At 62.7% G+C, this 25686-nt stretch carries 24 protein-coding genes; 8 read left to right on the top strand and 16 right to left on the bottom strand.

Annotation, left to right across the window (positions count from 1 at the left end):
- Positions 1-34 precede the first annotated feature (34 nt).
- Complete coding sequence (locus HYE77_RS03605) at positions 35-841, bottom strand: helix-turn-helix transcriptional regulator (RefSeq protein ID WP_177068412.1); 807 nt, start codon at positions 839-841, stop codon at positions 35-37.
- 115 nt (positions 842-956) lie between these two features.
- Here HYE77_RS03605 and HYE77_RS03600 point away from each other — a divergent pair, with 115 nt between their 5' ends.
- Positions 957-1841, top strand: coding sequence for an EamA family transporter (locus HYE77_RS03600; RefSeq protein ID WP_177068411.1), 885 nt, complete (start codon positions 957-959; stop codon positions 1839-1841).
- Here the strand turns inward: HYE77_RS03600 and HYE77_RS03595 are convergent.
- From HYE77_RS03595 to HYE77_RS03535, 13 genes are all read right to left on the bottom strand, one after another.
- Positions 1819-2400: a GNAT family N-acetyltransferase gene (locus tag HYE77_RS03595; protein ID WP_003219466.1), complete on the bottom strand. Its 582-nt coding sequence runs from the start codon at positions 2398-2400 to the stop codon at positions 1819-1821. The two genes, HYE77_RS03600 and HYE77_RS03595, sit on opposite strands and share 23 nt — an antisense overlap.
- 39 nt (positions 2401-2439) lie before the next feature.
- Positions 2440-2928: an Lrp/AsnC family transcriptional regulator gene (locus tag HYE77_RS03590; RefSeq protein WP_003219468.1), complete on the bottom strand. Its 489-nt coding sequence runs from the start codon at positions 2926-2928 to the stop codon at positions 2440-2442.
- A 139-nt stretch (positions 2929-3067) separates the two neighbouring features.
- On the bottom strand, positions 3068-4453 hold the full coding sequence (locus HYE77_RS03585) for an aspartate aminotransferase family protein (RefSeq protein ID WP_177068410.1): 1386 nt from the start codon (positions 4451-4453) through the stop codon (positions 3068-3070).
- A complete protein-coding gene (locus HYE77_RS03580; protein WP_177068409.1) occupies positions 4450-5937 on the bottom strand; it encodes an NAD-dependent succinate-semialdehyde dehydrogenase in 1488 nt (495 codons plus the stop codon). The genes HYE77_RS03585 and HYE77_RS03580 overlap by 4 nt, the downstream gene beginning before the upstream one ends.
- A gap of 226 nt (positions 5938-6163) precedes the next feature.
- Positions 6164-7189 (bottom strand): glycine betaine/L-proline ABC transporter substrate-binding protein ProX, encoded by a 1026-nt coding sequence (gene proX / locus HYE77_RS03575; protein ID WP_023842851.1) that lies wholly within the window; start codon positions 7187-7189, stop codon positions 6164-6166.
- 71 nt (positions 7190-7260) lie between these two features.
- The gene (locus HYE77_RS03570) at positions 7261-8157 is read right to left on the bottom strand and encodes a proline/glycine betaine ABC transporter permease (RefSeq protein ID WP_102369461.1); all 897 of its coding nucleotides are present in this window, start codon (positions 8155-8157) and stop codon (positions 7261-7263) included.
- A complete protein-coding gene (locus tag HYE77_RS03565; protein ID WP_173883048.1) occupies positions 8150-9346 on the bottom strand; it encodes a glycine betaine/L-proline ABC transporter ATP-binding protein in 1197 nt (398 codons plus the stop codon). Before HYE77_RS03565 ends, HYE77_RS03570 begins: the two co-directional genes overlap by 8 nt.
- A gap of 179 nt (positions 9347-9525) precedes the next feature.
- Positions 9526-9921: a carboxymuconolactone decarboxylase family protein gene (locus HYE77_RS03560; RefSeq protein ID WP_177068408.1), complete on the bottom strand. Its 396-nt coding sequence runs from the start codon at positions 9919-9921 to the stop codon at positions 9526-9528.
- On the bottom strand, positions 9914-10726 hold the full coding sequence (locus HYE77_RS03555; protein ID WP_177029063.1) for an alpha/beta fold hydrolase: 813 nt from the start codon (positions 10724-10726) through the stop codon (positions 9914-9916). Before HYE77_RS03555 ends, HYE77_RS03560 begins: the two co-directional genes overlap by 8 nt.
- A complete protein-coding gene (locus HYE77_RS03550) occupies positions 10726-11802 on the bottom strand; it encodes an LLM class flavin-dependent oxidoreductase (RefSeq protein WP_003219483.1) in 1077 nt (358 codons plus the stop codon). The genes HYE77_RS03555 and HYE77_RS03550 overlap by 1 nt, the downstream gene beginning before the upstream one ends.
- Before the next feature lie 18 nt (positions 11803-11820).
- Positions 11821-13332 carry an aldehyde dehydrogenase gene (locus HYE77_RS03545; RefSeq protein WP_087693080.1) on the bottom strand — a complete coding sequence of 504 codons (1512 nt, stop codon included), beginning with the start codon at positions 13330-13332 and terminating at the stop codon, positions 11821-11823.
- Between the two features lie 22 nt (positions 13333-13354).
- Complete coding sequence (locus HYE77_RS03540; protein WP_003219486.1) at positions 13355-14302, bottom strand: flavin reductase family protein; 948 nt, start codon at positions 14300-14302, stop codon at positions 13355-13357.
- Positions 14303-14600: 298 nt separating this feature from the next.
- A complete protein-coding gene (locus HYE77_RS03535) occupies positions 14601-15200 on the bottom strand; it encodes an amino acid synthesis family protein (RefSeq protein WP_003219487.1) in 600 nt (199 codons plus the stop codon).
- A 189-nt stretch (positions 15201-15389) separates the two neighbouring features.
- Here HYE77_RS03535 and HYE77_RS03530 point away from each other — a divergent pair, with 189 nt between their 5' ends.
- From HYE77_RS03530 to HYE77_RS03500, 7 genes are all read left to right on the top strand, one after another.
- Positions 15390-17138, top strand: coding sequence for a helix-turn-helix domain-containing protein (locus HYE77_RS03530; RefSeq protein ID WP_177068407.1), 1749 nt, complete (start codon positions 15390-15392; stop codon positions 17136-17138).
- A 67-nt stretch (positions 17139-17205) separates the two neighbouring features.
- A complete protein-coding gene (locus HYE77_RS03525; RefSeq protein ID WP_003219490.1) occupies positions 17206-17706 on the top strand; it encodes a sigma-70 family RNA polymerase sigma factor in 501 nt (166 codons plus the stop codon).
- A 32-nt stretch (positions 17707-17738) separates the two neighbouring features.
- Complete coding sequence (locus tag HYE77_RS03520) at positions 17739-18713, top strand: FecR family protein (RefSeq protein ID WP_087693093.1); 975 nt, start codon at positions 17739-17741, stop codon at positions 18711-18713.
- Between the two features lie 96 nt (positions 18714-18809).
- On the top strand, positions 18810-21215 hold the full coding sequence (locus HYE77_RS03515) for a TonB-dependent receptor (protein WP_177009178.1): 2406 nt from the start codon (positions 18810-18812) through the stop codon (positions 21213-21215).
- A gap of 222 nt (positions 21216-21437) precedes the next feature.
- The gene (locus HYE77_RS03510) at positions 21438-22409 is read left to right on the top strand and encodes a type III secretion protein (protein ID WP_177023251.1); all 972 of its coding nucleotides are present in this window, start codon (positions 21438-21440) and stop codon (positions 22407-22409) included.
- A gap of 84 nt (positions 22410-22493) precedes the next feature.
- Positions 22494-22838: a hypothetical protein gene (locus HYE77_RS03505; protein WP_256344310.1), complete on the top strand. Its 345-nt coding sequence runs from the start codon at positions 22494-22496 to the stop codon at positions 22836-22838.
- Positions 22839-23335: 497 nt separating this feature from the next.
- A complete protein-coding gene (locus HYE77_RS03500; protein ID WP_008432744.1) occupies positions 23336-23950 on the top strand; it encodes a hypothetical protein in 615 nt (204 codons plus the stop codon).
- A gap of 46 nt (positions 23951-23996) precedes the next feature.
- Here HYE77_RS03500 and HYE77_RS03495 read toward each other — a convergent pair whose 3' ends face one another.
- Entirely contained in the window at positions 23997-25148 is a 1152-nt protein-coding gene (locus HYE77_RS03495) for an MFS transporter (RefSeq protein ID WP_008432746.1), read from the bottom strand.
- Positions 25149-25426: 278 nt separating this feature from the next.
- Entirely contained in the window at positions 25427-25672 is a 246-nt protein-coding gene (locus HYE77_RS03490; RefSeq protein ID WP_177068406.1) for a hypothetical protein, read from the bottom strand.
- Positions 25673-25686: the final 14 nt, after the last annotated feature.

Raw genomic sequence — 25686 nt, 5'->3', positions numbered from 1 at the left:
CCGCTGTAAGAGCGGAATCCTAGGTGGTCGTTACCTAAATAACGGATATGTACCGCGACCCACCCCCCCGCAACTCCCTGGTGAAATAACGACTCGGCACCTCACCCAACACACGCTTGAAAACCGTGGCAAACGCACTCGGGCTGCTATACCCCAGATCCAGCGCCACCCTGGTCACCGGTTCCCCATTGCCCAGCCGCACAATCGCCGCCAGCAAACAGGCTTGCTGGCGCCATTGCAGGTAACTGATCCCCGTGGCCTGGCGGAACTGGCGGGTAAAAGTCCGGCGGCTCATACCCGCGCAGAGGGCCATGGCATCAATGCCGATTTCCAACGAAGGCCCGGCCAGGAACTCTTCGCAGGCCTTCGCCAATCGAGGCTCGGCCGGCAACGGCGCACACAGCGGCAGCACCGGCATCCGGGCGATCTCGTGCAGCAGCAAGCCCATCAAATAGCTGTCGCGGCCACCCATCGCGTAACGCGCAGGTACCTCGACGGCCTTCTCCAGCAACTGCCCAAGCAGCGGCGACACATCCAGCACCTGGCACTGTTGCGGCAACTCCAGCCGCCGCGCCGCCTGCGGGCGAATGTAGGTGTTGAGCATCGTCACCGGCCCGCGCATCAGCATGGCGTGGGACACATGCGGCGGCACCCAGATCGCGCGGCGAGGCGGCACCACCCAGTTACCGGTGGCGCTGTAGACGGTAATGACACCCCGGCTGGTATAGGCCAACTGGCCTCGCGGGTGCGCGTGGGCGGGGAACAGCTCGCCGTCGGCATAGTCGATGGCGGTCACGACCACGTCGCGCGGGGTGTTTTCGTAGGGATGAATATCGGGCATGGCCTGATTCTAGCCTTTGTTGACCCACAATCGCAGGCGGGCCATCGCGGTTTACGAAAAAATCTGTCGGATGCACGGCCTCCTGTCGTGCCACCGAGTCAATGGACCCGTCACGATGAAGCAAAAACACCTGTTACTGGCCGTCCTGGTGACGGCTGTGTGGGGACTCAATTTCCCCATTACCAAACTCGGCCTGGCCGAGATCAACCCGCTGTTGCTGACGGCCCTGCGGTTCACCCTGGCGGCGTTGCCCTGGGTGTTTCTGGTGCGCCGGCCCCAGGTCGCGGTGAAGTGGCTGGCGGCCTATGGCTTGATATTCGGGGTGGCGATGTGGGCCTTGATCAACCTCGGGATCGCCATGGGCGTGCCGCCCGGCAGCGCGTCGTTGCTGATCCAGTTCAGCGCATTTTTCACCCTGGGCTGGGGCGTGCTGCTGTTTCGTGAAAGCCTGTCCGTGCCGCAATTGATCAGCGTGGCGCTGGCGGCCATGGGCCTGGTGGGCATGCTGTTGAGTGTGCAGGGCGCGGCCACGCTGCTGGGGTTTGCCTTGGTGCTGTTCAGCGCGTTGGCCTGGAGCATCGGCAATATCATCATCAAGGTCTCCGGGGTGCGGGAGATCTTTGCCTTCGTAGTCTGGGCCAGCCTGTTTGCACCGCTGCCGCTGGTGCTGTTGACGTGGCTGCTGGACGGCCCGCAGGCCTTTGCTGCGTTGCCCGGGCAGTTGAACGGCGTGGCGTTGTTCTCGCTGGCGTTCCAGGTGTATGGCGCGACGCACTTCTGTTACTGGGGCTGGAACCTGCTGTTGCGCGAGTACCCGGTTTCCCGGGTGGCGCCCCTGTCACTGCTGATCCCGGTGTTCGGCATCGTCAGCTCAATGCTGATCCTGGGTGAGCGCCCCGGGGTTTCGCAGTGGCAGGCCATGGGCTTGATCCTCTTGGCCCTGATCGTCGGCCTGAAGAAGGGGCGCCCGTTGTGGGTCAGGCAGGACGGTCACGCTTGAGCAGGCCATACAGCGCGCTGTCCGAGATCTCGTCGCCGACCACCCAGCGCTCGCGCAGCAAGCCTTCGCGGACGAAACCCAGGCGCTCAAGCAGCTTTGCGGAGCCCAGGTTGCGTGGGTCAATGTCGGCTTCAAGGCGGCGCAGCCCGGCGGTGTTGAACCCATGGTCGATCACGGCGCGGGCGGCTTCGCTCATGTAGCCCTTGCCCCAATGCTGGCGGCCCAGGGTAAAGCCGATTTCAGCGCGGCGGCATTGCTCGTCGACATTGAACAGGTCGCAACTGCCGATCACCTCGCCGGTGGCCAGCAACTCCACCATGCACACCAGGTCTTCACCGGCAATCGATGCCTCCATCAGTTGGCCGAAGCGTTCAACGGCTTGCTCGGCGCGGGTCATGGTGGGAAAGGAAAAGTAGCGCATGGCCTCGGGGTCGGACCAAATGGCAAACAGCGCGCGCCAGTCATCCTGATGGGGAGGGCGCAGGCCCAGGCGTTCGGTGGTGAGAAGTACGGGGGCGAAAAAGGGCAGGGTCATCATGTGCTCGTCCGTGAAGATCACGGGCGCAATCCTGCCGGGATTACGGGCGTTATACAAGCATCAGGAACAGGCCGTATCGTCCAGCGCCTGGGCCGGCAGCGCGCCGGTGGTCTTGATGGTTTTGGTGACGATATAGGTGAAGTAGCGCTCGATGGCCAGGTCTTCCATCAGCAGTTGATCGATGAAACGCTGGTACTGGTCGATGTCGGCTGCGCGGATCATTGCGATGTAGTCCACGCCGCCGCCGGTGGCGTAGCAGAACTCCACGTCGGGGGCGTCGCTCATGCGTTGTTCGAAGCGGCGCATGTCCTGGGCGGTGTGCCGGGCGAGGGTGATTTCCACCAGCAGTTGCTGACTCTTGAACACCTGATTCCAGTCGATCACCGCGCGGTAGCCCTTGACCAGGCCGGCACTTTCCAGCTTGCGCACGCGCTCCCAGGCGGGCGTTACCGAAAGGTTGATGGCCTCGGCCAGGCTCGATTTGGTGATGCGCCCGTCCTCGGAGAGGATACGCAGGATTTTCAGGTCGTAGCGGTCAAGCTTGTGCATCGGCAACGAACTCCAAAGGCGCACGGACCCTGTAGGAGCGAGCTTGCTCGCGATGAGCCTGAGGACGACGCGTTAATTCAGGATTAGCACGTTATCGTTCACGACCATCGCGAGCAAGCTTGCTCCTAAGGGAAACTCATCAGCCCAACACTTCCCCGGCCACCTGGTCGATCGCGCCTTTGGTGATGTCGACGATCAGGTCTGCCTCCGCCCTGGTCAAAATCAGCGGCGGCGCAAAGCCGAGGATGTCGCCGTGTGGCATGGCCCGGGCGATCATCCCGCGTTCCAGGCAGGCCGCCGAGACTTTGGGGCCGACCTTGAGCGCAGGATCAAACGGCGTGCGTTGCTCACGGTCGGCCATGAATTCCACGGCGGCGAGCAGGCCGTCGCCGCGTACTTCGCCCACCAGCGGGTGACCTTCGAGGGTTTCCCGCAGGCGACGGTTCAGGTACCCACCGACTTCGTCGGCGTTCGCCGTGAGGTTCTCCCGTTCCAGGATATCCAGGTTTGCCAGCGCCGCCGCGGCGCAGATCGGGTGCCCGGAGTAGGTCCAGCCGTGGCCCATGGCGCCTTCGTGGGTCGAGGCCTTTTCAATCACGTCCCACACCTTCTCACCGATGATCACCGCTGACAGCGGGGCATAGGCGCTGGTCAGGCCCTTGGCCGTGGTGATCAGGTCCGGGCGCATGCCGTAGCGCTGGCTGCCCATTTTCGAGCCCAGCCGGCCGAACGCGCAGACCACTTCGTCAGCGATCAACAACACATCGTACTTGTTCAGTACCGCCTGGATCGCCGCCCAGTAACCGGCCGGGGGCACCACGATGCCACCGGTGCCCATTACCGGTTCGCCAATGAACGCCGCGACCGTGTCCGGGCCTTCGGCGAGGATCATTTTTTCCAGCTCATCGGCGCAGTGACGCACGAACGCAGCCTCGTCCATGCCCGCCGGTGCCTTGCGGTACCAGTGCGGGCAAATGGTGTGCTGGATGCCTTTTTCCGGCAGGTCGAAATGCTGATGGAAGGCGGCGAGGCCCGTGAGGCTGCCGGTCATGATGCCTGAGCCGTGATAGCCGCGATCGCGGGAGATGATCTTCTTCTTCTGCGGACGGCCCAGTACGTTGTTGTAGTAACGCACCAGCTTGATCTGGGTTTCGTTGGCGTCTGAGCCGGACAGGCCGTAGTAGACCTTTTTCATGCCTTCGGGCGCCCAGTCCATGATGCGGCTCGACAGCTCGATGATTGCCTCGGTCGAGTGACCGACATAGGTGTGGTAGTAGGCCAGCTCCTTGGCTTGCTTGTAGATGGCGTCGGCAACTTCGGTGCGACCATAGCCGATGTTCACACAGTACAGGCCGGCAAACGCATCGATGAATTCGCGGCCTTCGTGGTCGCGAATGCGGATGCCCGAGGCGCTCTTGATGATGCGGCCCTTGAGTGCGCCGCTGGCGTGATCATGGGCGTGGGTGGACGGGTGCATGAAGTGCGCGCGGTCTTGTTCGAACAGGCTGTTGAATGCTTGGCTCATGGTTGCTCTCCTTGGAATTGGCCTTGGTGATGCAGGCAAAAGTATTTGGTTTCGACAAAGGCTTCGAAGCCCTCGGCGGCGCCTTCACGGCCCAGGCCCGAGGCTTTCATGCCGCCGAAGGGAATCGGGTGACCGGTGAATTTCACCCCGTTGACCGCGATCATGGCGTGGTCGAGGCGGCGGATCAGCGGGTAGATCAGGTCCAGGCGGTTGGAACAAATGTAGGCGGCCAGGCCGTACTCGGTGTCGTTGGCCATTTCGATGGCCTGGTCAATCGAGTCGAACGGCAGCACCCCGGCAATCGGCGCGAAGTTTTCTTCGCGGTAGATGCGCATTTGTGGGGTCACGTCGGCGAGTACCGTTGGCTGGTAAAACAGCCCGCCCAGGGCGTGGCCTTCGCAGCCCACCAGGCGTTGCGCGCCCAGCTCCAGGGCGTCGGCCACGCGTTCGGCGGTGACGTCGAAGGCGGCCTGGTGCATCAACGGGCCGATGTCGACGCTTTGCTCTTGCCCGTCGATCAATGCCGGGCCGACCCGCAACTCACGCACGGCGGCAGCGAAGCGGCTGAGGAATTCGGCGTAGATCGAACGGTCGACCATGATCCGGTTGGCCGCGCAGCAGTCCTGGCCGGAGGTCTGGAACTTGGCCTCGACCGCGACTCTCACTGCCAGCTCAAGGTTGGCGTCGGCGCAGACAATAAATGGCGCATTGCCGCCCAGTTCCAGCGAGACCTTCTTCACGTCCTGGGCCGCCGCCTGCAGTACCAGCTTGCCGACCCGGGTCGAGCCGGTGAAGCTTACCGAGCGCACGCGGGTGTCCTGCACCAGGGTTTGCATGGCCATCTGTGGCTCGCCCAGCACCACGTTGAACACGCCCGGCGGGAAGCCGGCTTCTTCGGCCAGTTGCGCGAGGGCCAACGCCGAGTAGGGCGTTTCATGGGCCGGCTTGACCACCACCGTGCAACCGGCGGCGAGGGCGGCGGCGGCCTTGCGGGTGATCATGGCCGAGGGGAAGTTCCATGGGGTCAGCAGGGCGCAGACGCCTACGGGTTCCTTGACTGTGCCCAGGTGTGCACCGGGGATATGGCTGGGGATATTCTGGCCGTACAGGCGGCGGGCTTCTTCGGCGAACCACGGGATGAAGCTTGCGGCATAGGCGATTTCGCCGCGGGCTTCGGCCAGCGGTTTGCCTTGTTCCTGGCTGAGGATGCGGGCGAGGTCCTCCTGGTGTTCGAGGATCAGTGCCGCCCAGCGCCGCAGGATCGTGGCGCGGGCATCGAGGTTCTGTTCACGCCAGGCGGAAAACGCGCGGTGGGCGGCGTCGATTGCGGCGACAATTTGCGGTTTTTCCAGCATCGGCACGTGGCCGATCAACTGTTGGTTCGCCGGGTCATGTACGGCGATGGTGCTGGCACTGGCGCTGTGGACCCAATGGCCGTCGACGTAGCACAGGGCTTTGAACAGCAGCGGGTGTTTGTAGGTCATCGGGGTCACTCCGGATGGGCTGAGTGGGTGCAATGCTAGGGCAGGGGCAGGCGCGGGATTGGTGGTTTGGTGGGGGTGGGGCAGTGGGTTTTTTCTGATTGCGCCCGCCAAAACAGTTATTTTTGCGGCGGGTGAAAATCGACTGTGGGAGCTGGCTTGCCTGCGATGGCGACGGTGAATTCAACATCGCTATCGCAGGCAAGCCAGCTCCCACATTGAATCGGTGCTACTTGGCGGTTTTTGCGGTGGCCACCCAGCCGTCAAACGTCGCTTTGTTTTCCTTCATCCAGTCCTCCGCCAGCTTGCGAATGTTGCGTTCGCTGGAGCCGTCGGCGCTGATGGTTTTTTCCCAATAACTCCAGGTTGCCTGGGAAAACGTCATCTGCTCCACCAACTTCTTGATCGCCGGATTCGCCGCGATGAATTGCTTGTTGCCAATCGCATACCAGTTCCACGCCGCCATCGCCATGCGGCATGGATCAGCCCCGCCGGCGCACCCGGCAACCCCGGGCGTCAGTGCCGAAGTGGTGCTCGGCACATTGCCCGGCAACGCATCAAACGGCGTCGGCAGCCACACCACGTCCTTGCCCGGCACCATGGTGTTGGTCATCCACGACGGTGCCCACGCATAGAAAAACACCGGCTCGCCACGTTTCAGCCGGGCGACGTTTTCGAACATCAGTGCTTCGTATTTGCCGCGTACCGGGTTAACCGTGTCCTTGAGACCGAACTTGTCGAGCTGGTAATCCACCACATCGCCACAGCCCCAGCCCGGATCACAACTGATCAGGTTGGCCTTGCCGTCCTTGCCGAACAGCCCGGCGATTTTCGGGTCCTTCATTTGTTCCAGGCTGGTGATGCCGTACGCGTCGGCGGTTTTCTTGTCGATCATGTAGCCGTTATAGCCCGCGCCCGTAATGAAGCCCGAGCCCACCACTTCGGTACGGTCCTTCACCTTGTCAAAGCTCGGTTGCAGCATCGGCAAGGTCACGTCCATCGACAGGTCCAGGTCGCCCTGGGCCGCGGCGGGGAAGAACAGGGTGGTGTTGACGGTGCTCAACTTGCTCGCGTAGCCCAGGCGCTTGGTGGCCTCGATCGCGATTTTGGTCAGTACGTAGTTGCCGCCGGTGCTTTCCGATTGCACGAAGCGGATGGTCTTGCCGGTGCCCGGCAAATCCTCGGCCCACACCTGCGTACTTGCCAGGTACAACACTGCTGCAAATCCAAGCAAGGCTTTGAATGGATGCATCATGATTTCCTCTTTTTTTTCTCGTTATGGTTAGGGTTGGCAGTCAACAACGGGCATTCATGAGGTTCTTTTTGTTATGCGTTTACCGGGTTCGGATTGAGCAGTCGCTTGAACAGCGACTTGCGCTTGCGCATTGTCGGTTGCGCCAGGTTCTGGGTGATCCGGTCGAGCATCATCGCCAGCAGCACAATGGCAATCCCGCCCACCGCCGCGCGGCCCACGTCCATCCGGCCCAGGCCTTGCAGCACCACCAGGCCGAGGCCTTCGGCGCCGATCATCGCCACCACCACCGACATCACCATGGCCGTGAGCACGGTCTGGTTGAGGCCGCCGAGGATCGTCGGGATCGCCAGGGGCAGCTGGATTTCCCAGAGCAATTGGCGCTTGTCCGCACCAAAGGCGTGGCCGGCTTCCACCAGTTCGGTGTCGACCATGCGGATGCCCAGATAGGTAAAGCGAATCAGCGGCGGGCAGGCGGAGATCACCACCGCCACTTCACCCGACACCGTGCCGACGCCAAACAGCATCACCACCGGCACCAGGTACACGAAGGTCGGGGTGGTTTGCATGATGTCGAGGATCGGCCGCATCACGCCCCACACCCGCTCGCTGCGGGCGCACCAGATGCCCACCGGAATGCCCACCACCATGCAGATCACAATCGCCGTGGTGATCAGCGACAAGGTGGTCATGGCCTCGTCCCACACCCCCAACGCGGCGATCACCACCAGGGCCACGGCGCTGAACAGCGCCACCCCCAGGCTCGCCGCACGGTAGGCGATCAGGAACATCAGCAACACCATGACCGGGAACGGGATCGCGTGGATCACCGTGTCACTCAGCCCCAGCAAATGCTCCACCGGCCAGCGAATCGCCTGGAACATTGGCCGCAGGTGAATCCCCAGCCACTCCACACCCTGGCTGATCCACTGGTCTACGGGTAAAACCGCGAGGTCTTCTGAACTAAGCATGCTGTGCAACCTCCGCAGCGGCAGGGCGCGGGGCCGGGACGCTGGCTATGCAATCAAGAATGTGCGCGCTGTTGAGGGTGCCGACGAACTGCCCGTCGCCATCCACCACCGCCACCGGCAAACCCGGTTTGAGCAGGCGCGCGGCTTCCACCAGCTTGGCGCTGGCCGGCACGCAAACGAACTGGCTCGACAGCCGTTGCAGTGCGTCGGCGCCGCCGCCCACGGCCAGCAGCGCTGCCGAGTCCAGCACGCCGACCGCCTTGCCGCTGGTGTTCAGTACGAATGCAGCCGTGCTGTCATTGCCCACCACCCGGGTGTCACCCTGCACCAGCAGCGTGTGGGCTTTTTCCATGATCGAGCGCGCATCGAACAGCCGCGAACGGTCCACCTCCCGGGTGAACGCCGCGACGTAATCGCTGCCCGGGTCCATCACGATTTCCTGGGGCGTGCCCTCGCGCACCACTTGGCCGTCGGCCATGATCGCGATGCGTGTGCCCAGCTTCAGGGCTTCCTGGAAGTCGTGGGTGATGAACAGGATGGTTTTTTTCAGGGTGCGTTGCAGGCGCAGCAACTCGTCCTGCATCTCGGTGCGGATCAATGGGTCGAGGGCACTGAAGGCCTCGTCCATGATCAGCACGTCGGCGTCGGTGGCCAGTGCGCGGGCCAGGCCGACGCGCTGGCGCATGCCGCCGGACAGCTCGTGGGGATGGTGGTCGGCCCACTTGGCCAGGCCGACAATCGCCAGTACTTCCAGGGCCCGCTTGCGCCGCTCGGCCGCCGAGACACCGCGCAGCTTGAGGCCGAACTCGGTGTTCTCGATCACGGTTTTATTCGGCAGCAGCGCGAAGTGCTGGAACACCATGGAGATACGCGTGCGGCGCACTTCCCGCAGTTGGTTTTCGTCGAGGCTCACCAGGTCTTCGCCGTCCAGCAGGATCTTGCCCGCGGTCGGTTCATTCAGGCGGTTGATACAGCGCGCCAGGGTGGATTTGCCCGAGCCCGAGAGGCCCATGATCATGTAGATCGCCCCGCTGGGGATCGACAGCGATACGTTGTTGAGGCCGACCACGGTGGCGGTCTCGGCCAGGATCCGGTCTTTGCTGGCCCCGGCGGTCAAGAGCTGCATGGCCTTGTCCGGGGTTGAGGAAAAGACCTTGTAGAGGTTCTCAATCTTTAGTCGTTCGCTCACCAATTGCCTCCAATTGTTGTTTTGCAATCTGCGGAAAACTTCATCAATAGAAATTTTTGGGCTACTGGCAGTTAAAAATCTTCGAGCTAAGGCGACGCAAGGCGCAGTCGCAAAAATTTCTTGTTGTGGTGCCAAGGCACTTACAGCATGAGCGGTGTGGCGAGTGCAAGGGTTGGGCGTCAACCGGTCGTTGAATCCGATGGAGCCATGCTTTCCCGGGCTTTGCGGGCCACACGAAACGCCTCGACACCCGCCGGCACGCCGCAGTACACCGCGATCTGCACGAGGGCGGCGCGCAGTTCGTCGTCGCTCAGTCCGTTGCGCAGGGCGCCGCAGAAATGCGTGCCGAATTCGTCCATGCGCCCCAGCGCCGCGAGCATTCCCAGGTTGAGCAGACTGCGTTGCTTGAGGTCCAGGCTGTCGTCGGTCCAGACCATGCCCCAGCAATACTCGTTGAGCACCTCCTGGAAGGGCCGGGAAAAGTCGTCGGCGCGGCCCAGGGCCTGGTCGACGTAGCTATCGCCGAGGACTTGGCGGCGAACGCTTTCGCCTTGGGCCTGCAGTGATTTATCCATGATGAGTCTCCGAGTCGGTTAGAAAGTCGCGTATCAGGGCGGCCACCTGTTGCGGCGCCTCGATCAGGATGCAATGGCGCAGCCCAGGCAGAATCCGCAGTTGCGAACCCTCGATGCGATCGTGCATGAACGCCGCCATCCGTGGGTTGGAGCCGGCGTCTTCGGCACCGGTGGCAATCAGCGTGGGGCAGCGGATCCGTGACAGCTGTTCGCCGAAATCCGACTCGGCCAGGATGCGATACGCCGCGGCATAACAGCCCGGGTCGTTGTCGGCATTCAGTTGGCGCAGACGGGTAACGGCCTCGGGATTGCGCGCCTGAAAATCCTCGGTCAGCCAACGCGACAGCGATGCCTCGTAGTGAGCCACCGGCTCCCCGGCCTGCAAGGCGGCGAGGCGCGCGTGTACCCGCTCGCGCTCCTCGGCGTTACGCCCGGCGACGGTCGACAGCAGCACCAACCGGTGAACCCGCGACGGATGAGTCAGGGCCATGCGCTGGGCGATCAGCCCGCCCAACGAGAACCCGGCCAGGTCGAACTGCTTGAAGCCCACGTGATCCGCCAGGGCCAACGCCTCACCCACCAAATGATCAATCTCATAACGACCGGGCGTGCGGGACGACTGGCCGTGGCCGCGCAGGTCGAAGGTCAGCACGGTGAATTGCTCCTGCAGACCCGCCACCGTTTCAGCCCACGCCTCAAGGCTGGAACCCACGCCATGGATGCACACCAGCGGGCGCGGTCCATGCCCGTCCAGGCGATAGTTGAGCGTGACGTTGGCCACGCTGAAACGTTGTGCCTGGCCCATCACGCGCTGACCTGGTTGCGTTGTCTGGCGCGTTCGCGCTCGGCGAAGAATGGCATCACTTCATCGATGAACAGGCGCAGGGTCTGCTTCTGCAGTTCGAACGGCAGGTTGAAGGTCAGGCCCAGGCAATACTGGTCGACACCGGCGGCTTCGTAGTCGAGCAGCTTTTCGATGATTTCTTCCGGGGTGCCGAACATCAAGTTGCGTCGCAGGTTTTCCGGGTTGTAGTTGTCTTTGCCGCGCACGCTTTCAAACGGCACCGGCTCGGGGAAGCCGTTGTGCACGGTGCCGATGTTCTGCATCAGGTTCTCGAAGGCGCGGCCAAAATCCATGCTGTGCTTGACCGGCAGTTCCCAGTCGTTGGCGTTGGCGTACACGCAGGTGCGGCGCTGCATCATGAAGCGCGGGCGTGGCACGTGGGGGTTGTCGGCCACGGCCTTGTTGAATTTTTCGCCGAGCACCGCGATTTCGGCCGCCGGCAGCGAGAGCGGGGTGGACAGGATGTTGGCGCCAATGCTCACTGCCCAGTCGAAGGTGCCCGGGTCCCGTGCGGCGACCCAGATCGGCGGGTGGCCTTTTTGCAACGGCTTCGGTACGGCGGCGGTCTGCGGGAATTTCCAGTAGTGGCCGTCGTGGGCGTAGTCGCCGGTCCAGAGCTTTTGCACCGCCGGCACCAGTTCCTTCATGTAGCCCACACCTTCCTGCTGTTGCAGGCCGGGGGTCATGCGGTCGAACTCGTACTGGTAGGAACCGCGGGCGATGCCGAATTCCAGGCGGCCGTGGGTCAGGTGATCACACAGCGCGGCTTCACCGGCAAGGCGGATCGGATGCCAATAGGCAGCAGCGAGGGTTGCGGTGCCCAGGCGGATACGCTCGGTGTGCTGGCCGAGCCAGGTCAGGGTCTGGAACGGGTTGGGCGCGATGGTGCATTCCAGGGTGTGGTGTTCGGAGGTCCACAGGGTTTCAAAGCCGCCGGCATCGGCGATCTTTGCCAGCTCCAGCAGGTTGGCCATGACGGTCTGCATCGGCACGTCTGGCGAGAAGCGTTCCATGCTCAGGGATACGGCGAATTTCATAAGATGCTCCTTGAATAATCAGCGCAGGCGAATGACGAAGGGGTCCTGCATTTCGCCGGAGTAATCGATGACCACGTTCTTGGCCCGGGAAAATTCGCGCATCACGTCAAAGCCGCCGCGACGGCCATATCCGCTGTGCTTGAAGCCGCCGTTGGCGGACATGTAGGCCGAGCTGCGGTAGGTGTTGATCCACACCGTGCCGGCGTCGATGCGGTTGGCAAAGCGCATCGCGCGGTCGATGTTCTGGGTCCAGATTCCGGACGCCAGGCCGTAGTGGGTATCGTTGGCCAGGCTGAGCATTTGCTCTTCGGTGGTGAAGGGCATCACACCCACTACCGGGCCGAACAATTCGTCGCGCATGAACGGCATGTCGTTGGTGGCGTTGGCCATCACCGTGGGCTCGAAGTACCAGCCTTCGGACAGGTGCGCGGCGCTGGGGCGCTTGCCGCCGACGGCGATCTGCGCGCCTTGTTGGGCGCCGCTGGCGATGTAGCCTTCGAGCTTTTGCAGTTGGGCTTGCAGAGCCAGCGGGCCGATGTCGGTGTGTTCTTCCATCGGGTGGCCGACGCTGATCTGTTGGGTGCGGGCCACCAGGGCCTCGACGAACTTGTCGTAGATCGGCGCTTCGACAAAGCAGCGCGAACCGGCCACGCAACTTTGCCCGGCGGCGGCGAAGATCCCGGAGACCACGCCGTTCACGGCCTTCTCGATATCCACATCGGCAAACACCACGTGGGGCGATTTGCCGCCCAGTTCCATCTGGCACGGCACCAGGTTATTGGCGGCGTTGCCAGCGATACGCCGACCCGTTTCGGTGCTGCCGGTGAACACGTATTTGGCGATGTCGGGATGGCGGGTCAGGGCCTCGCCGGTGACGGCGCCGTTGCCGGTGACTACGTTGACCACACCCGCCGGGAAGCCGGCTTCGATGATCAGTTCGGCCAGCGCCAGTGTGGAGGCGCTGGCGTGTTCCGAGGGCTTGATCACCACCGTGTTGCCGATGGCCAGGCACGGTGCGAGGGTGCCGGTGAGCAGCATCAGCGGCGAGTTCCACGGGGTGATCATGCCGACCACGCCCAACGGCTCGCGGCTGCTGTAGTTGAGCTGGTTGAGCTTGTTGACCGGGATCACCTCGCCTTGCAGCTTGTCGGCCATGCCGGCGAAGTACACGTAGGCATCGGGCAGGGCGCTCATTTGCGCGCGCATTTCCCGCAGCAGCTTGCCGTTGTCGCGGGTTTCCAGCAGCGCCAGTTCTTCGGCGTGCTCGGCCACCAGCTGGGCCAGGCGATACAACAATTTGCCGCGTGCGGTGGGCGTCATGTTGCGCCACTGCGGGTCGTTGAAGGTCTTGTGGGCGGAAGCGACGGCGCGGGCTACGTCGCCCGCATCGGCCTGGGCGAACTGGTACCAGGACTGGCCGGTGGTGGGGTCGAAACTGTCGACATAGCTGCCGCTGTCGGGAGCGACAAAGCGACCGTCGATAAACAGGTTGAGGCGGTTGCCTTCAAGGGCGCTGACCGTGGTTTTCATGCAAGAGTCCTGTAGGTGCGTGTCAAAGGGGCGCGTTTTCGAGCATCGCGATGCGGCCGCTGGCGGCAGAGCCGGTGTAGATGCCGAACTGCTGGTTCTGGCGCTCGCGGGCATAGCGGCGCACCACCGAGCGCAGTTCGTTGACCGGCATCTGCTCGATGGGCAACGCGTCCAGCGGGAAGAAGCGCAGGGTGTCGGGCAGCTCGGCGTCGAACGGGCCGAGCTGGGCGCGGTAGATCAGGTAGCCGGGGTCGGTGTCGTCGACATCGAACGCCGAGTACAGGAAGGTCGATTCCAGTTCCACCGGCAGCGAGCTGTCGCCGGCGTCGATAAAACCCTTGCGCTTGCCGGCCACCGGCAGCGTCCAGCCGCCCTGGCCATCGGCGCGAAACAGGATCGCGTCGCCGGCTTCGATCAGGTAGCCGATGATCATCTTGTGGGAGTCCAGCCAACTGGCCGGCAGCGGGTCCTGGATGTTCGCGTAGCGGCCCCGGCAGAAGCACAGCGGCAGCTTGGGGCTGGTGCCGAAGGCGCGGACCTGGCCTATCAGCACCAGGTGGTCGCCGGCTTCGATGCGCTGGTGCACGCTGCAGTCGAACCAGGTCAGGCTGTCGGTGAGGATCGGTGCGCCGGTGTGCACGGTGTCGTGGTTGACGGTGTGGAATTTGTCTGGCGACTTGGAGGCGAAGGTCCCGGAGACGTCCACCTGGCCTTCGTGCAACAGGTTCACGGCAAACTGTTCGGTGCTGGCAAACGCGGTGTAGCTGGCGGCCGACTTGCCCACGCACACCAGCAGCAGCGGCGGGTCGAGGGACACCGAGGTAAACGAATTGGCGGTCATGCCGCGCGGGTTGCCATCGGTGTCATGGGTGGTGATGACGGTGACGCCGGTGACGAAGGTGCCGAAGGCCTGGCGCAAGGCGCCCGGATCGACGGCTGCAACGTTGGCGCTGATCGCGGTGCTCGGCATCGGGGTACTCCTTTGTTCTTGTGGTGTGAAGCAAGCCTACGAGCAAGGGAAACCGTGGGCTTGCGTCGAAAAATGGTAGCGAAGACGAAAGTTTTGCTTCGTTTCGCAGTGGTCCGGCATTTCTGTGGCAAACATCAACCCTGTGGCGAGGGAGCTTGCTCCCGCAGGGCTGCGAAGCAGCCCCACGACGGCAACCGGGTGCTTTCAGGCGGACCATGGCGGGGCTCATGGGGCCGCTCCGCGACCCAGCGGGAGCAAGCTCCCTCGCCACAATTGAGCGTCGTTCTTCAGCCAGACGTCAGTCCTTGGGTTGTTCCGCTTCCATCTCGGCCATGTCCTGGTAGCGGTCGGCAATCCGTGGGTGGGCACGGGAGCCGTCGCTGGCGCCGATGGCGATCAGCACTTCGTCGGGGCCCGGGGCATCGGCGACCTGGAAGTTGGCGGTGAGAAAGTGCGAGCGCTTGCCGGTTTCGCTTTTGTGCACCATCGGCAGCGAAAGCAGGGCGCCCGGTGCATTGCGGGTGTTGGTGAAGCTCAAGTAGGCGGTGCCTTCCACGGCTTCGCGGAACAGGTTGCCGAAGCGCAGGGTGTGGATCAGGCCCGAGGCGTGTTCGATTTCGCCGTTGACCCCGACAGCCGCCGCCTTGCCGAAGGCTTCGACCTTGCCCCCGGGCATCAGGGCGATCAGGCGACGGGTCATCTCATGGCCCAGGCCGGGGGCCAGGCGCAGGATTTCCGGACGCAGGTTTTCGACGAAGCCCTGGCCGGCCCAAGGGTTTTTCAACACGGCTGCCACCACGATCAGGGTGATCGGTTTGCCGGCGTCCTTGCCGCCTTCGATAAAGGTTTCTTCGATAAAGGTGCAGTACTTCCTGACGCCCAGATTTTCCAGATTCATGATCACTCGTCGCCCTTTTGGCTGTTGGTTGTGGCCTTAGGCTAGGAGCGTTGGGCAGCAGCGTCTTCCGTGGTTACGCAGTGCAAATCCACTGGACATTGCTCTGAACCGGAGCAAGTATCAGGCGGGCCTGGCAGGCAACGTGGCTGCCGTGACCTCCATGTTCGGGTGAGCGCCTTGAATCGAGAAATGCAGATACTGTCGTTGCGCGATGTGGCCAGTCAGATCAACTCTGGCGGTGACCTGCAGTCGATGCTGCACCAGTTGGTGTACGCCAGTTGCCGCCACACCCACTGGACCATGAGTTCGATCATGGCCATCGACATGGACGCCGGCTTCGGCCACGTGATCGCCCGCCATGACCCGACCCTGGTGCAGCGCCCGCTGGTGGATTGCTGGGAGCTGTCTTCCAGCCCGGTGATGACCGCCCTGCAACGCAACGAGGCGGTGTTCATCCGCGACGTGCGCGAATGCGAGTACCCCGGCTACCGCCGCGAATCCCTGGAGCGCGATTACCGCACGGTGATGGTGATGCCGATGAACTGCACCGACTTCGACGGCCGGCCCATGGTGCTCAGTGTGATTTCCCGCACGCTGATGGACGTTTCGGAAGAAGACCGGGTGTTCCTCGGCATGATCATCCACCTGGGCGCCATTGCCGTGGAGCGCCAGCGCCAGCTGGAAGCCGAACGCCGCGCCGCCGAGCGCCTGCAGCAGGCGTTGCATGTGCATACCACGATGCTTGAACACGTATTGGGCGGCGGTTCGGTGACATCGTTGTCGCTGATGGTCGGCGACCAGTTGCCCAACCCGGTGATCGCCGTGGACTTCACCGCCAACCAGGTGGTGGCGGGGCGTTCCCCGGATCCCGCATTGTTTGACGACAATGCCTGGCAGGCCGCAGTCGCCGGGGTGCTCAGCGTGCAGGTCACCAAGGCCGCCCAGGAAAGTTTGCGCAGCGCCCTGCGCAGTACGGTCAACCTGTTCCTCGACGATGGCCAGCGCCAGTTCACCCTGCGGGCGCAGATCGAACCGTTGATGGTCGACCACGAACTGGTGGGCGCGCTGGTGCTGTTCCCGGTGGCGGCGCCGGTCAACGAGCTGGACCTGCTGATGCTGGAAAGCGCCAAGTTCGCCTTGAGCGTGCAGATGATGCGCAGTTTTATCCGCTTTCGTTTTGAAACCCGGACCCAGACCGAGCTGCTGCTCGAAGTGCTCGAGGGCCGCTGGCGCGATGCCGATGACATCCAGCAGCGCGCCCAGCGGCTGGGCATCAGCTTCAGCACCGCGCAGCAGATGATCATCGTCGACTACGGCGCCAAGGCCCGGGAGGCGAAGAACCTGCACCACAACGTCGCGCGCATCCTGCAGCGTGCAGGGATGCAGGCCACGGTGATCATTGTCGACAACGGTTTGGTGTGCCTGGTGCCGGCGGAAGGCGAGCGCTTGAGCAAAATCAAACGGCAGATTACCGATGACCTGGCGCACTACCTGGGTGCCGAGCCGATCCTGCTGGCCAGCGGGGTGTGCCGGGCGCTGGCGGATTATCCTGCCGCGTGGGAGCGCTGCCGGCGGCTGATCGAGATTGCCCGCTCGTTCGGCCGCAGCGGGCCGATCTCCGATCAGGATTTCGGGCCGATCCCGATCTTCGTCGCGGCCGTGGGCGGAGAAGACATCCGCACCTTCGTCAACGACAGCGTTGGCGCCATGCTCGCCCATGACCGCAAGCACCAGACGCCGTACCTGGAAACCCTGACGGCGTATCTGCGGGAGAGCTGCCGCAGCCAGGCATGCGCGGACGCGATGGGGGTGCATGTGACGACGCTGCGCTATCGGCTGGCGCGGATCCAGGAGTTGTTCGGGATTGATGTGGAAACGCCGGAACGGCGGTTTGCCACGGAATTGGCGATTCATTTGCAGCGGGTGATTGATAGCTGACGGGTAGCATTGCTCCACTTAATAGGAAGCATTACTATTCACACCCCGCCTCCCCAGTGCTTCCTTGATGACTCCTCAGCCGCCCCGCAGAACAGGCTTTTTCGAGCACTACGAAGAGTTGATCGGGACCTGGACGCGCCGCCTGAGAAACCGTCAGCAGGCCGAAGACCTGGCCCACGACACTTTTGTGCGGGTGCTTGAGTCCAGCGCCACCAAGGTTGAGCAACCTCGCGCCTATCTGCATCAAACGGCGCGCAATATCGCCGTTGACGCCTATCGCCGCGAGGACCGGCGGGAGGCGATGGCCCTGGAAGCCTTTGATCAGAGTTCGCCCCACAGTGGCGACCCGGAGCATTTCATGCACGCGATCCAGCTGGCGGATTCCATCGAGCGAGCCCTGGCCGAGCTGCCGCTCAATTGCCGCAAGATTTTTATCTGGCAGAAAATCGAGGGCCTGACCCAGCAGGAAATCGCCGAACGCCTGGGCCTGTCTAAAAACATGGTGGAAAAGTATATGATCCGCACCCTGCGGCATCTACGTGACCGCCTGGATGCGATGGCACCATGACCAATGCCCGCTTTGAAACAGGATCTTCCATGATGGATACCCGTGAGTGTGCCTGCGGCAGTGCGACGGCCCGCGACGAGGCGGCGCAATGGTTTGTGCGTGTGCAGGACAGCCCATTGAGCGCAGAAGAACGCGAGCGTTTTGATGCCTGGCGTGCAGAGCATGCCGAGCACCAGTACGAATTTGATGTGCTGCAAGGCTTGTGGAGTGCCACCGATCTGGTGCCCAAGGCGCGCTTGCAGGCGTTGTGCGATGCCCCGCAACCGCGTGCGAAGCGCCGGCCCGTGCTGCGTTATGCAGTGGCTGCAAGTGTGCTGGCGGTGGCCCTGGGCCTGGGGTTGTTCAGTGGCCTGGATCATCCGGCGACGTACAACGCCGAGTTCCGCACTGCATTGGGGGAGCACCGGCAGGTGGCGTTGCCCGACGGCTCGCTGATGGACTTGAACAGCCGCAGCGTGGTGGCCGTGCACTATGTAAAAGGCCAGCGCGGCATCGAGCTCAAGCAGGGCGAGGCCATGTTCAGCGTCGAGCACGACACCAGCCGGCCCTTCGTGGTGGACGCCGGGGCAGGGCAGGTGACGGTCACCGGTACGCGTTTCGACGTGCGCCGCGATGACGACCAGACCCGCGTGGTGGTCGAGGCCGGTACGGTCAAAGTGCAAGGGCGCTCATCCGATGACATCGTGATGCTCACGGCCGGTCGGGGCACCCATGTGGATACCCGGGGCCAGGTGGCGGCTGCTTACGCCGTCAACCCTGAAGAGCTCACGGCCTGGCGCACCGGCAAGCTGGTGTTCAACAACGCCACCCTCGGCGAAGTGGCTCGGGAGGTCTCACGTTACCGCGAGCAACCTTTGCGGGTCAGCGCGCCCGCGGTGAGCAACCTGCGCTTGACCAGCGTGTTCAAATCCACCGACACCGACGCCTTGCTCAAGGCCTTGCCGCACATTCTTCCGGTGGCCTTGCGCACCTTGCCGGACGGTAGCCAGGAAATAATTTCGCGATAGATTCAGGTTTTTTTCGAGTTCTTCGTCTTCTTGTGCAACTGCAACTGGTTTGCATTAACAGCCGCACTCTCTTGCGATCACAGGACTACGTTCGACGTGAAAAAACTCGCCATGAAAAACAATAAATCATCCCGCTGGGCACCCCTCGCCCTGGCGCTGGCCGTCAGCGCCGCACTGCCGGCGGCCTATGCTGACGATGGCATTCATATCCAGGCCCAGTCCCTGGGTTCGGCCTTGAGCCAATTGGGTCAGCAGACGTCGCTGCAAGTGTTCTTCAGCCCCGACATGGTGGCCGGCAAACAAGCCCCGGCCGTCGACGGCAACCTGTCGCCCGAACAAGCGCTGCGCCAGTTGCTGCAGGGCAGCGGCCTGGATTACCAGATCGATGCGGGCTCCGTGACCCTGCGCCCGCTGGGCAAGGGCACCGGCGAAGCCGGTTCGCCGCTGGAGTTGGGTGCCACCGACATCAAGGTGGTCGGCGACTGGCTCGGCGACGCGAATGCCCAAGTGGTGCAGAACCACCCGGGGGCGCGCACCGTGGTGCGCCGTGAAGCCATGGTGGAGCAGGGCGCGATGAACGTCGGTGACGTGCTGCGGCGCATTCCCGGGGTGCAGGTACAGGAGGCCAACGGCACCGGTGGCAGTGATATTTCCCTCAACGTCGGGGTACGCGGCCTGACCTCGCGTCTGTCGCCACGCTCCACGGTATTGATCGACGGCGTACCGGCAGCGTTTGCACCCTACGGCCAGCCGCAGTTGTCGATGGCGCCGATTTCCTCCGGCAACCTCGACAGCATCGACGTGGTGCGTGGCGCAGGCTCCGTACGTTATGGACCACAGAACGTCGGCGGCGTGATCAACTTCGTCACCCGGGCCATCCCGGAAAAATTCTCCGGCGAAGTCGGCACCACCCTGGAAACCGCGGCCCACGGCGGCTGGAAACACATTGAAAACGCCTTCATCGGCGGCACCGCCGACAACGGTATCGGTGCTGCGTTGCTGTATTCCGGGACCAAGGGCGATGGTTACCGCGACCGCAACAACTCCAACGACATCGACGACGTGATCTTCAAGACCCACTGGGCGCCGACCGATCAAGACGATTTCTCGCTGAATTTCCACTACTACGACGCCAGCGCCGACATGCCCGGCGGCCTGACCCAGAAGCAGTACGACGCCAACCCGTATCAATCGGTACGTGACTGGGACAACTTCAATGGCCGGCGCAAGGATATGTCCTTCAAGTACATCCGGCAGATCGACGACCGCACCCAGGCTGAAGTGCTGACCTACTATTCCGACAGTTTCCGCGGCAGCAACATCGCCAACCGCGACCTGAAGACCCTGGGTTCCTACCCGCGCACCTACTACACCTTCGGCATCGAGCCGCGTGTGTCCCATGTATTTGACCTGGGGCCGAGCACCCAGGAAGTCAGCGTCGGTTATCGCTACCTCAAGGAAGGCATGCACGAGCAGGCCACCAGCCTGGCGCTGGTCAACAACGTGCCGACGCCCGTGGGCCAGAGTGACGGCCACGTGTACCAGGACCGTACCGGTGGCACCGAGGCCAACTCGTTCTATATCGACAACAAGATTGATATCGGCAAATGGACCGTCACCCCGGGCATTCGCTTTGAGCAGATCCGCACCGAATGGCACGACCGTCCGGTGGTAGGCCTCAATGGCGCCACGGTTCAGGAGAAGCGCCGCGAGATCCACAACAACGAACCGCTGCCGGCCCTGAGCGTGATGTACCACGTCTCCGATGCCTGGAAGCTGTTCGCCAACTACGAAACCTCCTTCGGCAGCCTGCAATACTTCCAGCTGGGCCAGGGCGGTAACGGCGACCAGACCGCGAACGGCCTGAACCCGGAAAAAGCCAAGACCTACGAAATCGGTACCCGCTACAACGACAGCGTCTGGGGCGGCGAAGTGACGTTGTTCTACATCGACTTCTCGGACGAGTTGCAATACGTCAGCAACGATGTGGGCTGGACCAACCTCGGCGCTACCAAGCACGAGGGCATCGAAGCGTCGGCCCATTACGACCTGTCGAACCTCGACCCGCGCCTGGACGGCCTGACCGCCAACGCCGGCTTCACCTACACCAGGGCCACCTCCGAAGGCGACGTTGCCTTCAAGGGCCGCGACTTGCCGCTGTATTCCCGTGAAGTGGCCACCCTGGGGCTGCGTTACGACATCAACCACTGGACCCACAACCTGGACGTCTATGCCCAGTCCGGCCAGCGTGCGCCGGGCACCGGTACCACCTACATCACCCAGCCGACTGCTGATGGCCAGTACGGGGATATTCCCGGCTACGTCTCGGTGAACGTGCGCAGCGGTTATGACTTCGGTGCGCAACTGTCGAACCTGAAGCTGGGCGTCGGGGTAAAAAACGTGTTCAACCAGGAACACTACACCCGCTCCAGCGACAACAACTCCGGGATCTACCTGGGTGAACCGCGCACGTTCTTCGTGCAGGCCAGCGTCGGCTTCTGATGCGTGCCTGATCCCAGGTATCGACAGTGACGAGGGGGCGCAAGCCCCCTCGCCATAGCCCTTCTTCCTACTCTTTTTCTAACGATTTTCTGCGTCCGCAGGAACTGAATCCGACAGGTCTACCACACAAGGAGGTGCCCACTTTCCATGGGATACCTTGTATCGCCGAGGTGTCTTTGAGCCGGGAGTGAATCGTGTCAATACGCCGAACTGGAGATGCCTATGTCGGTAACCTTATCCAACTCAACTGTTGCCAACCCCTCTGATAACGCCGCGCAGCCGCATACTGATGCCGCCACATCGACGCAGTCACGCTCACGCTCCGGGCAGGGGTCGATCCACATCAGCTTCAACTTGCCACAGAATGGGATCGGCCCGGGATATTCGAATTGGACGACGACGCAGAGCACGATGGATCGCCATGGTGCCGCCAACAACTCATTCCGGGCGTCCTATGCAAACTCGTTCCTGGGCGGGCTGATCGGACAGCTTCAGGACTTTCTGCACAAGCTGTTCAATCCGTTCCGGCCTCACCCCGGTTATGGTCGTCCTGATCCCTCCATTCCACTCAGGCCTCTTCCCGGACACTGCCGTCCGACCCCCTGCAAGCCTGACCCGGGATACGGTCGCCCGGACCCACACTTTTCGAGGCAAACCCCCGATCAACTGGGGAACCTCCTCAAGAACAAATTTGATGCGTTCACGGTGCCGGGCCAGCCCTTCATCACAAAACAAAGCCTGGAGGAGATGGCGGGCAGACGGTTGACCAACGACCAGGACCGTAATGAGAACATTCTGTTGGCCCGGGAACTGCTGCGACGCCCAGACGTAATACAAGCCTTTGACCGAGCCGGCAGGACCGGTGATCTGGATGGTCGAATCTCCCGGCGGGACCTCAACGCCGTGCTCGACTCCGGCAACGCCTTGAAGTACAAGACCGACAAACAGCTCGCCGAACAGATGTTGAAGGACTTCGACGCCCTGAAGGGTATCTGGAGCCGCTCCATCAGTATCAAAGATTTGAAAAAATTGGCCGCATCGTCGTCGAGCGACCCAAAGCAACAGCGGCTCATCGAGTTGGCCAAGGAAGTCACTCAGCGCTCAAGCCTGTTAACGCTGATGGACTCTCTTGACCGGTATGACGGCAAGATCGGCAGAGCCGCCCTGCGCCACCTCTCTCTGAACCTGTTTTAGCTCGATCACGCCGCGACCCTCTCGCGGCGTGATGACCTGCCTTGATCAATCCGCTGCTTTCAAACTCTCAGCCAGGGCTCAGACATGGCTACACCTTCGTGTGGATCGCACAATCCTGGCTATCAGCCAGCCTGTCTTGCGCCGACGGGCAGCGATACCCTGCAACCGCCCCCCGTTGCCGCACCGGGCAAACGGTGCGAAGAGGGCGCCGAAGCCCGGCGAGTGAAGAACTTCACCGGGCAGCACACGTTCCAGGCGCCGGCGGCTGACGACTTCATCAAAGGCATGTTGCCGCACGGGCAGTTGCCTGCCTCCCACGCGCCTGGGTTACGCCCGTTGCGCGCGGTGATGGGCGCTATGGTCGCAGCGATCAAAGGCCTTTGGCAGGAGACGAAACCGACCTGGCCAGGGTCTCGAAAAGCCGACTGATTCTTCGGTTTTTACATGTTGTCATTGGAACGCTGCTCTATCTCGGAACCATTGCCACCGGCACACCACACACCTTTGGCCTGTTTTCACCTGAGCGATACGGCGATTGCCGGGATGATGACCAGGTCAATGTGGAACCGGAAAATGGTGGAGATGAATCATGACAATCAACGGCGGGTCGGTCTGCCAGCACCTCGGTGCTACACCCTGTATTGCCCCGGCACTGGACGGCGGTACACGGGCAATTCACGCCGCTTCAAGTGAACCCGGTGAGGCTGCGCGAAAGCACAGCCATCAATCCGGCGGGGCGCCTGTCCGCTCATCAGGCTATCGGCCTCCTTTGCGGGGGGAGAGTCACTGCAGGAGTCTGCTGCAACACCTGGGGCTTCAGAACGAAGTGGCCAGCCGCCTCCGCGGGCCCAATCCCTACATTCGTTTGCCGGACAGCGATTTGGTGAGCGCGGCGAACGCCCAATTTGCCATGCTGAAAAAACTCCATGAGAACTGACGGACTGAAGCTGTCTTCACTGCAACGAATCGCCAGTAAAAAGCTCGGTGCCAGCCGAGAGGCCGACAGCGCTATCCTGCTTGCCAAGGCGATCATCCAGCGTCCGCGCCTGATCGATGCGATCCTCGACCAGGACGGCTACATCACCCGCGAAAGCCTGGCACAGGCCGAGAACGTCGTGTTCGGCAACAGCGATCCCAGTGCCTTCAGCCCGGACCCTTTCCACACAAAAAACAATGCCGATCTCGTCCGTCTGTTCAAGGAAATGTTCACCGAGTTACGGGACCGGTCGCGGGACCGCATGGGGTTTTTCGAGCAGATCTGCTACGTCAATATCGAGGTGCTGGCGATGATGAGCAAAGACCCGGATGAGCTCGACAGCCATGGCCAAGTTGTACTGGACCCGGCCACGGGGCTACCGAAGAAGAAATACGACGAACAGCAGGTGTATATGGCGAAAAACCTTGTGGACCGGCCGGGCTTGTTGCGGTCGCTGGAAAACACCGCCGACAGCGGTCGGCGAATTTTCGGCAGTCATCACCAGGCGGGCTGGCTCAGCAACAAAACCCTTGATCGCTGGCTGGAACTCCAGAAAGCCAAATGACCCCGGGTTGACGCCTCAATGTACGAGGCGTGATGGGGCTGGGTGGTCAGACCCGCAGTATTTTCCCGCTGATCGCCACACCGATCAGCAGTACGGCAATCAGCACAAAGGCAGTGCTCAAGCTGCTGCCATGGGCGATGAAGCCGATCACCGCAGGGCCGGCGAGAATGCCGGTGTAGCCCAGGGTGGTGATGGCGGGCACCGCAATGTGTTCCGGCATGACGGTCTGCTTGCCGACGGCGGTGTACAGCACCGGTACGATGTTCGAACACCCGGCACCGACCAGAGCATACCCCAGCAGGGCGGTTTCCCACGCAGGTAATAGCGTCGCCAACAGCATGCCGCCGGCGGCGAGCGCGCCACCGAATACAATCACCCGGGTTGCGCCCAGGCGGCGAACTATCCTGTCGCCGGTAAGGCGCCCGACGGTCATGGTCAAGGCAAAGGCTGCGTAGCCAAGGCCCGCATAGGCTTCGTCAAGGCCGCGCTCGGCGCTCAGGAACACCGCGCTCCAGTCCAGCACGGCGCCTTCGGCAAGAAACACGATGCAGCACAGGCAGCCGATAAACAGCACCACGCCGTGGGGCACGGCAAAGGCCGGCCCGGAGCTTTCACTGCCGTAAGGCAGCAGGTGTGGCCCGGCCTTGAGCAAGGCCACTACGATGACGACGATCACGGCGAGGGTGGCCTGCAACGGCGACCAGCCCAACCCCAGCAGCCCGCTGACACCTGCCGCCCCGACGATCCCGCCCAGGCTGAACAGCCCGTGGAAGCCCGACATCATGGTCTTGCCGCTGGCTCGTTCGACCATCACCGCTTGCAGGTTGACCGTGGAGTCCACCGTGCCCAGGCCGGCACCAAACACAAACAGCGCGGCCATCAGCAACGGAATCGAGGTGACGGTGGCCAGCATCGGCAGGCCCAGGCAGATCAGGAGGGTGCCGCCGGTGGCCACTCGCCGGATACCGTAGCGCGACGCCAGGGCCCCGGCGACCGGCATCGCGATCATCGAGCCCACCCCCAGGCACAACAGCAAAAGGCCGAGGGTGCCCTCATTGAGTTGGGCGCGGGCCTTGGCATAAGGCACCAGTGGTGCCCAGGCGGCGATGCCGAAGCCGGCGATGAAAAACGCGATGCGGGTCGACATTTGTTCCAGCCGCCCGGGTACCACGGGCGCTGGGGTGCTGATGGCGGTCATGAAAAATCCTTGGTTTTGCGTTCAACGAACGATGTGCAGCGCAACATCCTTGCACATCAGGCCGTATCGAGCGAGCCGGGTTCCCTTGGCATGCCTGAACACAGGGCCAAACATTTTTTCCAGGATCATGGAACGCGACGGGCCTTTCCAACCACTATCAGTTCGTAGGACAAGTAACAACTTGAGGTGCGAGGTGGCCTGGAAGGTGCGTAATCCCCGCGAGAACTGGTGAACCCCGGGCTTCCAGCGACGGATTACCACCTTCCAGGCCGATCCTCTCACTTCAGCAGCCGCGCCAGTTTGCCATCCCGCACCTGCAACACTTCAAACAGGCCCAGGGCCTGCAGGGCGGGGAGGGCTTGCAGGATGTCCTGTTCGGCCAGCAAGCGCTGCTCGTCCGGGGTGGCCGGATCGCACCAGGTTCTGGCGTTGGCGAGGAATGCGCCCACCGTGCCCTTGCGCACGGTCACGCCATTGAATTGGCCTTGGTCGAGATGGTCGGGAAGCGCGTCTTCTGCACGCATGGCGGAGCCCTCAA

The organism is Pseudomonas sp. IPO3774 (assembly GCF_013386835.1).
In the GTDB taxonomy this organism is placed as follows: domain Bacteria; phylum Pseudomonadota; class Gammaproteobacteria; order Pseudomonadales; family Pseudomonadaceae; genus Aquipseudomonas.
The sequence above is the reverse complement of the archived record's forward strand: the minus strand, read 5'-3'. Positions and strand labels throughout refer to the sequence as shown.

Bases quoted from the DNA above. Each gene is read 5' to 3' on its own strand.
- HYE77_RS03605 (WP_177068412.1), bottom strand. From the start codon at position 841: ATGCCCGATATTCATCCCTACGAAAACACCCCGCGCGACGTGGTCGTG.
- HYE77_RS03600 (WP_177068411.1), top strand. From the start codon at position 957: ATGAAGCAAAAACACCTGTTACTGGCCGTCCTGGTGACGGCTGTGTGG.
- HYE77_RS03590 (WP_003219468.1), bottom strand. From the start codon at position 2,928: ATGCACAAGCTTGACCGCTACGACCTGAAAATCCTGCGTATCCTCTCC.
- HYE77_RS03585 (WP_177068410.1), bottom strand. From the start codon at position 4,453: ATGAGCCAAGCATTCAACAGCCTGTTCGAACAAGACCGCGCGCACTTC.
- HYE77_RS03580 (WP_177068409.1), bottom strand. From the start codon at position 5,937: ATGACCTACAAACACCCGCTGCTGTTCAAAGCCCTGTGCTACGTCGAC.
- proX (WP_023842851.1), bottom strand. From the start codon at position 7,189: ATGATGCATCCATTCAAAGCCTTGCTTGGATTTGCAGCAGTGTTGTAC.
- HYE77_RS03570 (WP_102369461.1), bottom strand. From the start codon at position 8,157: ATGCTTAGTTCAGAAGACCTCGCGGTTTTACCCGTAGACCAGTGGATC.
- HYE77_RS03560 (WP_177068408.1), bottom strand. From the start codon at position 9,921: ATGGATAAATCACTGCAGGCCCAAGGCGAAAGCGTTCGCCGCCAAGTC.
- HYE77_RS03555 (WP_177029063.1), bottom strand. From the start codon at position 10,726: ATGGGCCAGGCACAACGTTTCAGCGTGGCCAACGTCACGCTCAACTAT.
- HYE77_RS03550 (WP_003219483.1), bottom strand. From the start codon at position 11,802: ATGAAATTCGCCGTATCCCTGAGCATGGAACGCTTCTCGCCAGACGTG.
- HYE77_RS03545 (WP_087693080.1), bottom strand. From the start codon at position 13,332: ATGAAAACCACGGTCAGCGCCCTTGAAGGCAACCGCCTCAACCTGTTT.
- HYE77_RS03540 (WP_003219486.1), bottom strand. From the start codon at position 14,302: ATGCCGAGCACCGCGATCAGCGCCAACGTTGCAGCCGTCGATCCGGGC.
- HYE77_RS03535 (WP_003219487.1), bottom strand. From the start codon at position 15,200: ATGAATCTGGAAAATCTGGGCGTCAGGAAGTACTGCACCTTTATCGAA.
- HYE77_RS03530 (WP_177068407.1), top strand. From the start codon at position 15,390: ATGCAGATACTGTCGTTGCGCGATGTGGCCAGTCAGATCAACTCTGGC.
- HYE77_RS03525 (WP_003219490.1), top strand. From the start codon at position 17,206: ATGACTCCTCAGCCGCCCCGCAGAACAGGCTTTTTCGAGCACTACGAA.
- HYE77_RS03520 (WP_087693093.1), top strand. From the start codon at position 17,739: ATGGATACCCGTGAGTGTGCCTGCGGCAGTGCGACGGCCCGCGACGAG.
- HYE77_RS03510 (WP_177023251.1), top strand. From the start codon at position 21,438: ATGTCGGTAACCTTATCCAACTCAACTGTTGCCAACCCCTCTGATAAC.
- HYE77_RS03505 (WP_256344310.1), top strand. From the start codon at position 22,494: ATGGCTACACCTTCGTGTGGATCGCACAATCCTGGCTATCAGCCAGCC.
- HYE77_RS03500 (WP_008432744.1), top strand. From the start codon at position 23,336: ATGAGAACTGACGGACTGAAGCTGTCTTCACTGCAACGAATCGCCAGT.
- HYE77_RS03495 (WP_008432746.1), bottom strand. From the start codon at position 25,148: ATGACCGCCATCAGCACCCCAGCGCCCGTGGTACCCGGGCGGCTGGAA.
- HYE77_RS03490 (WP_177068406.1), bottom strand. From the start codon at position 25,672: ATGCGTGCAGAAGACGCGCTTCCCGACCATCTCGACCAAGGCCAATTC.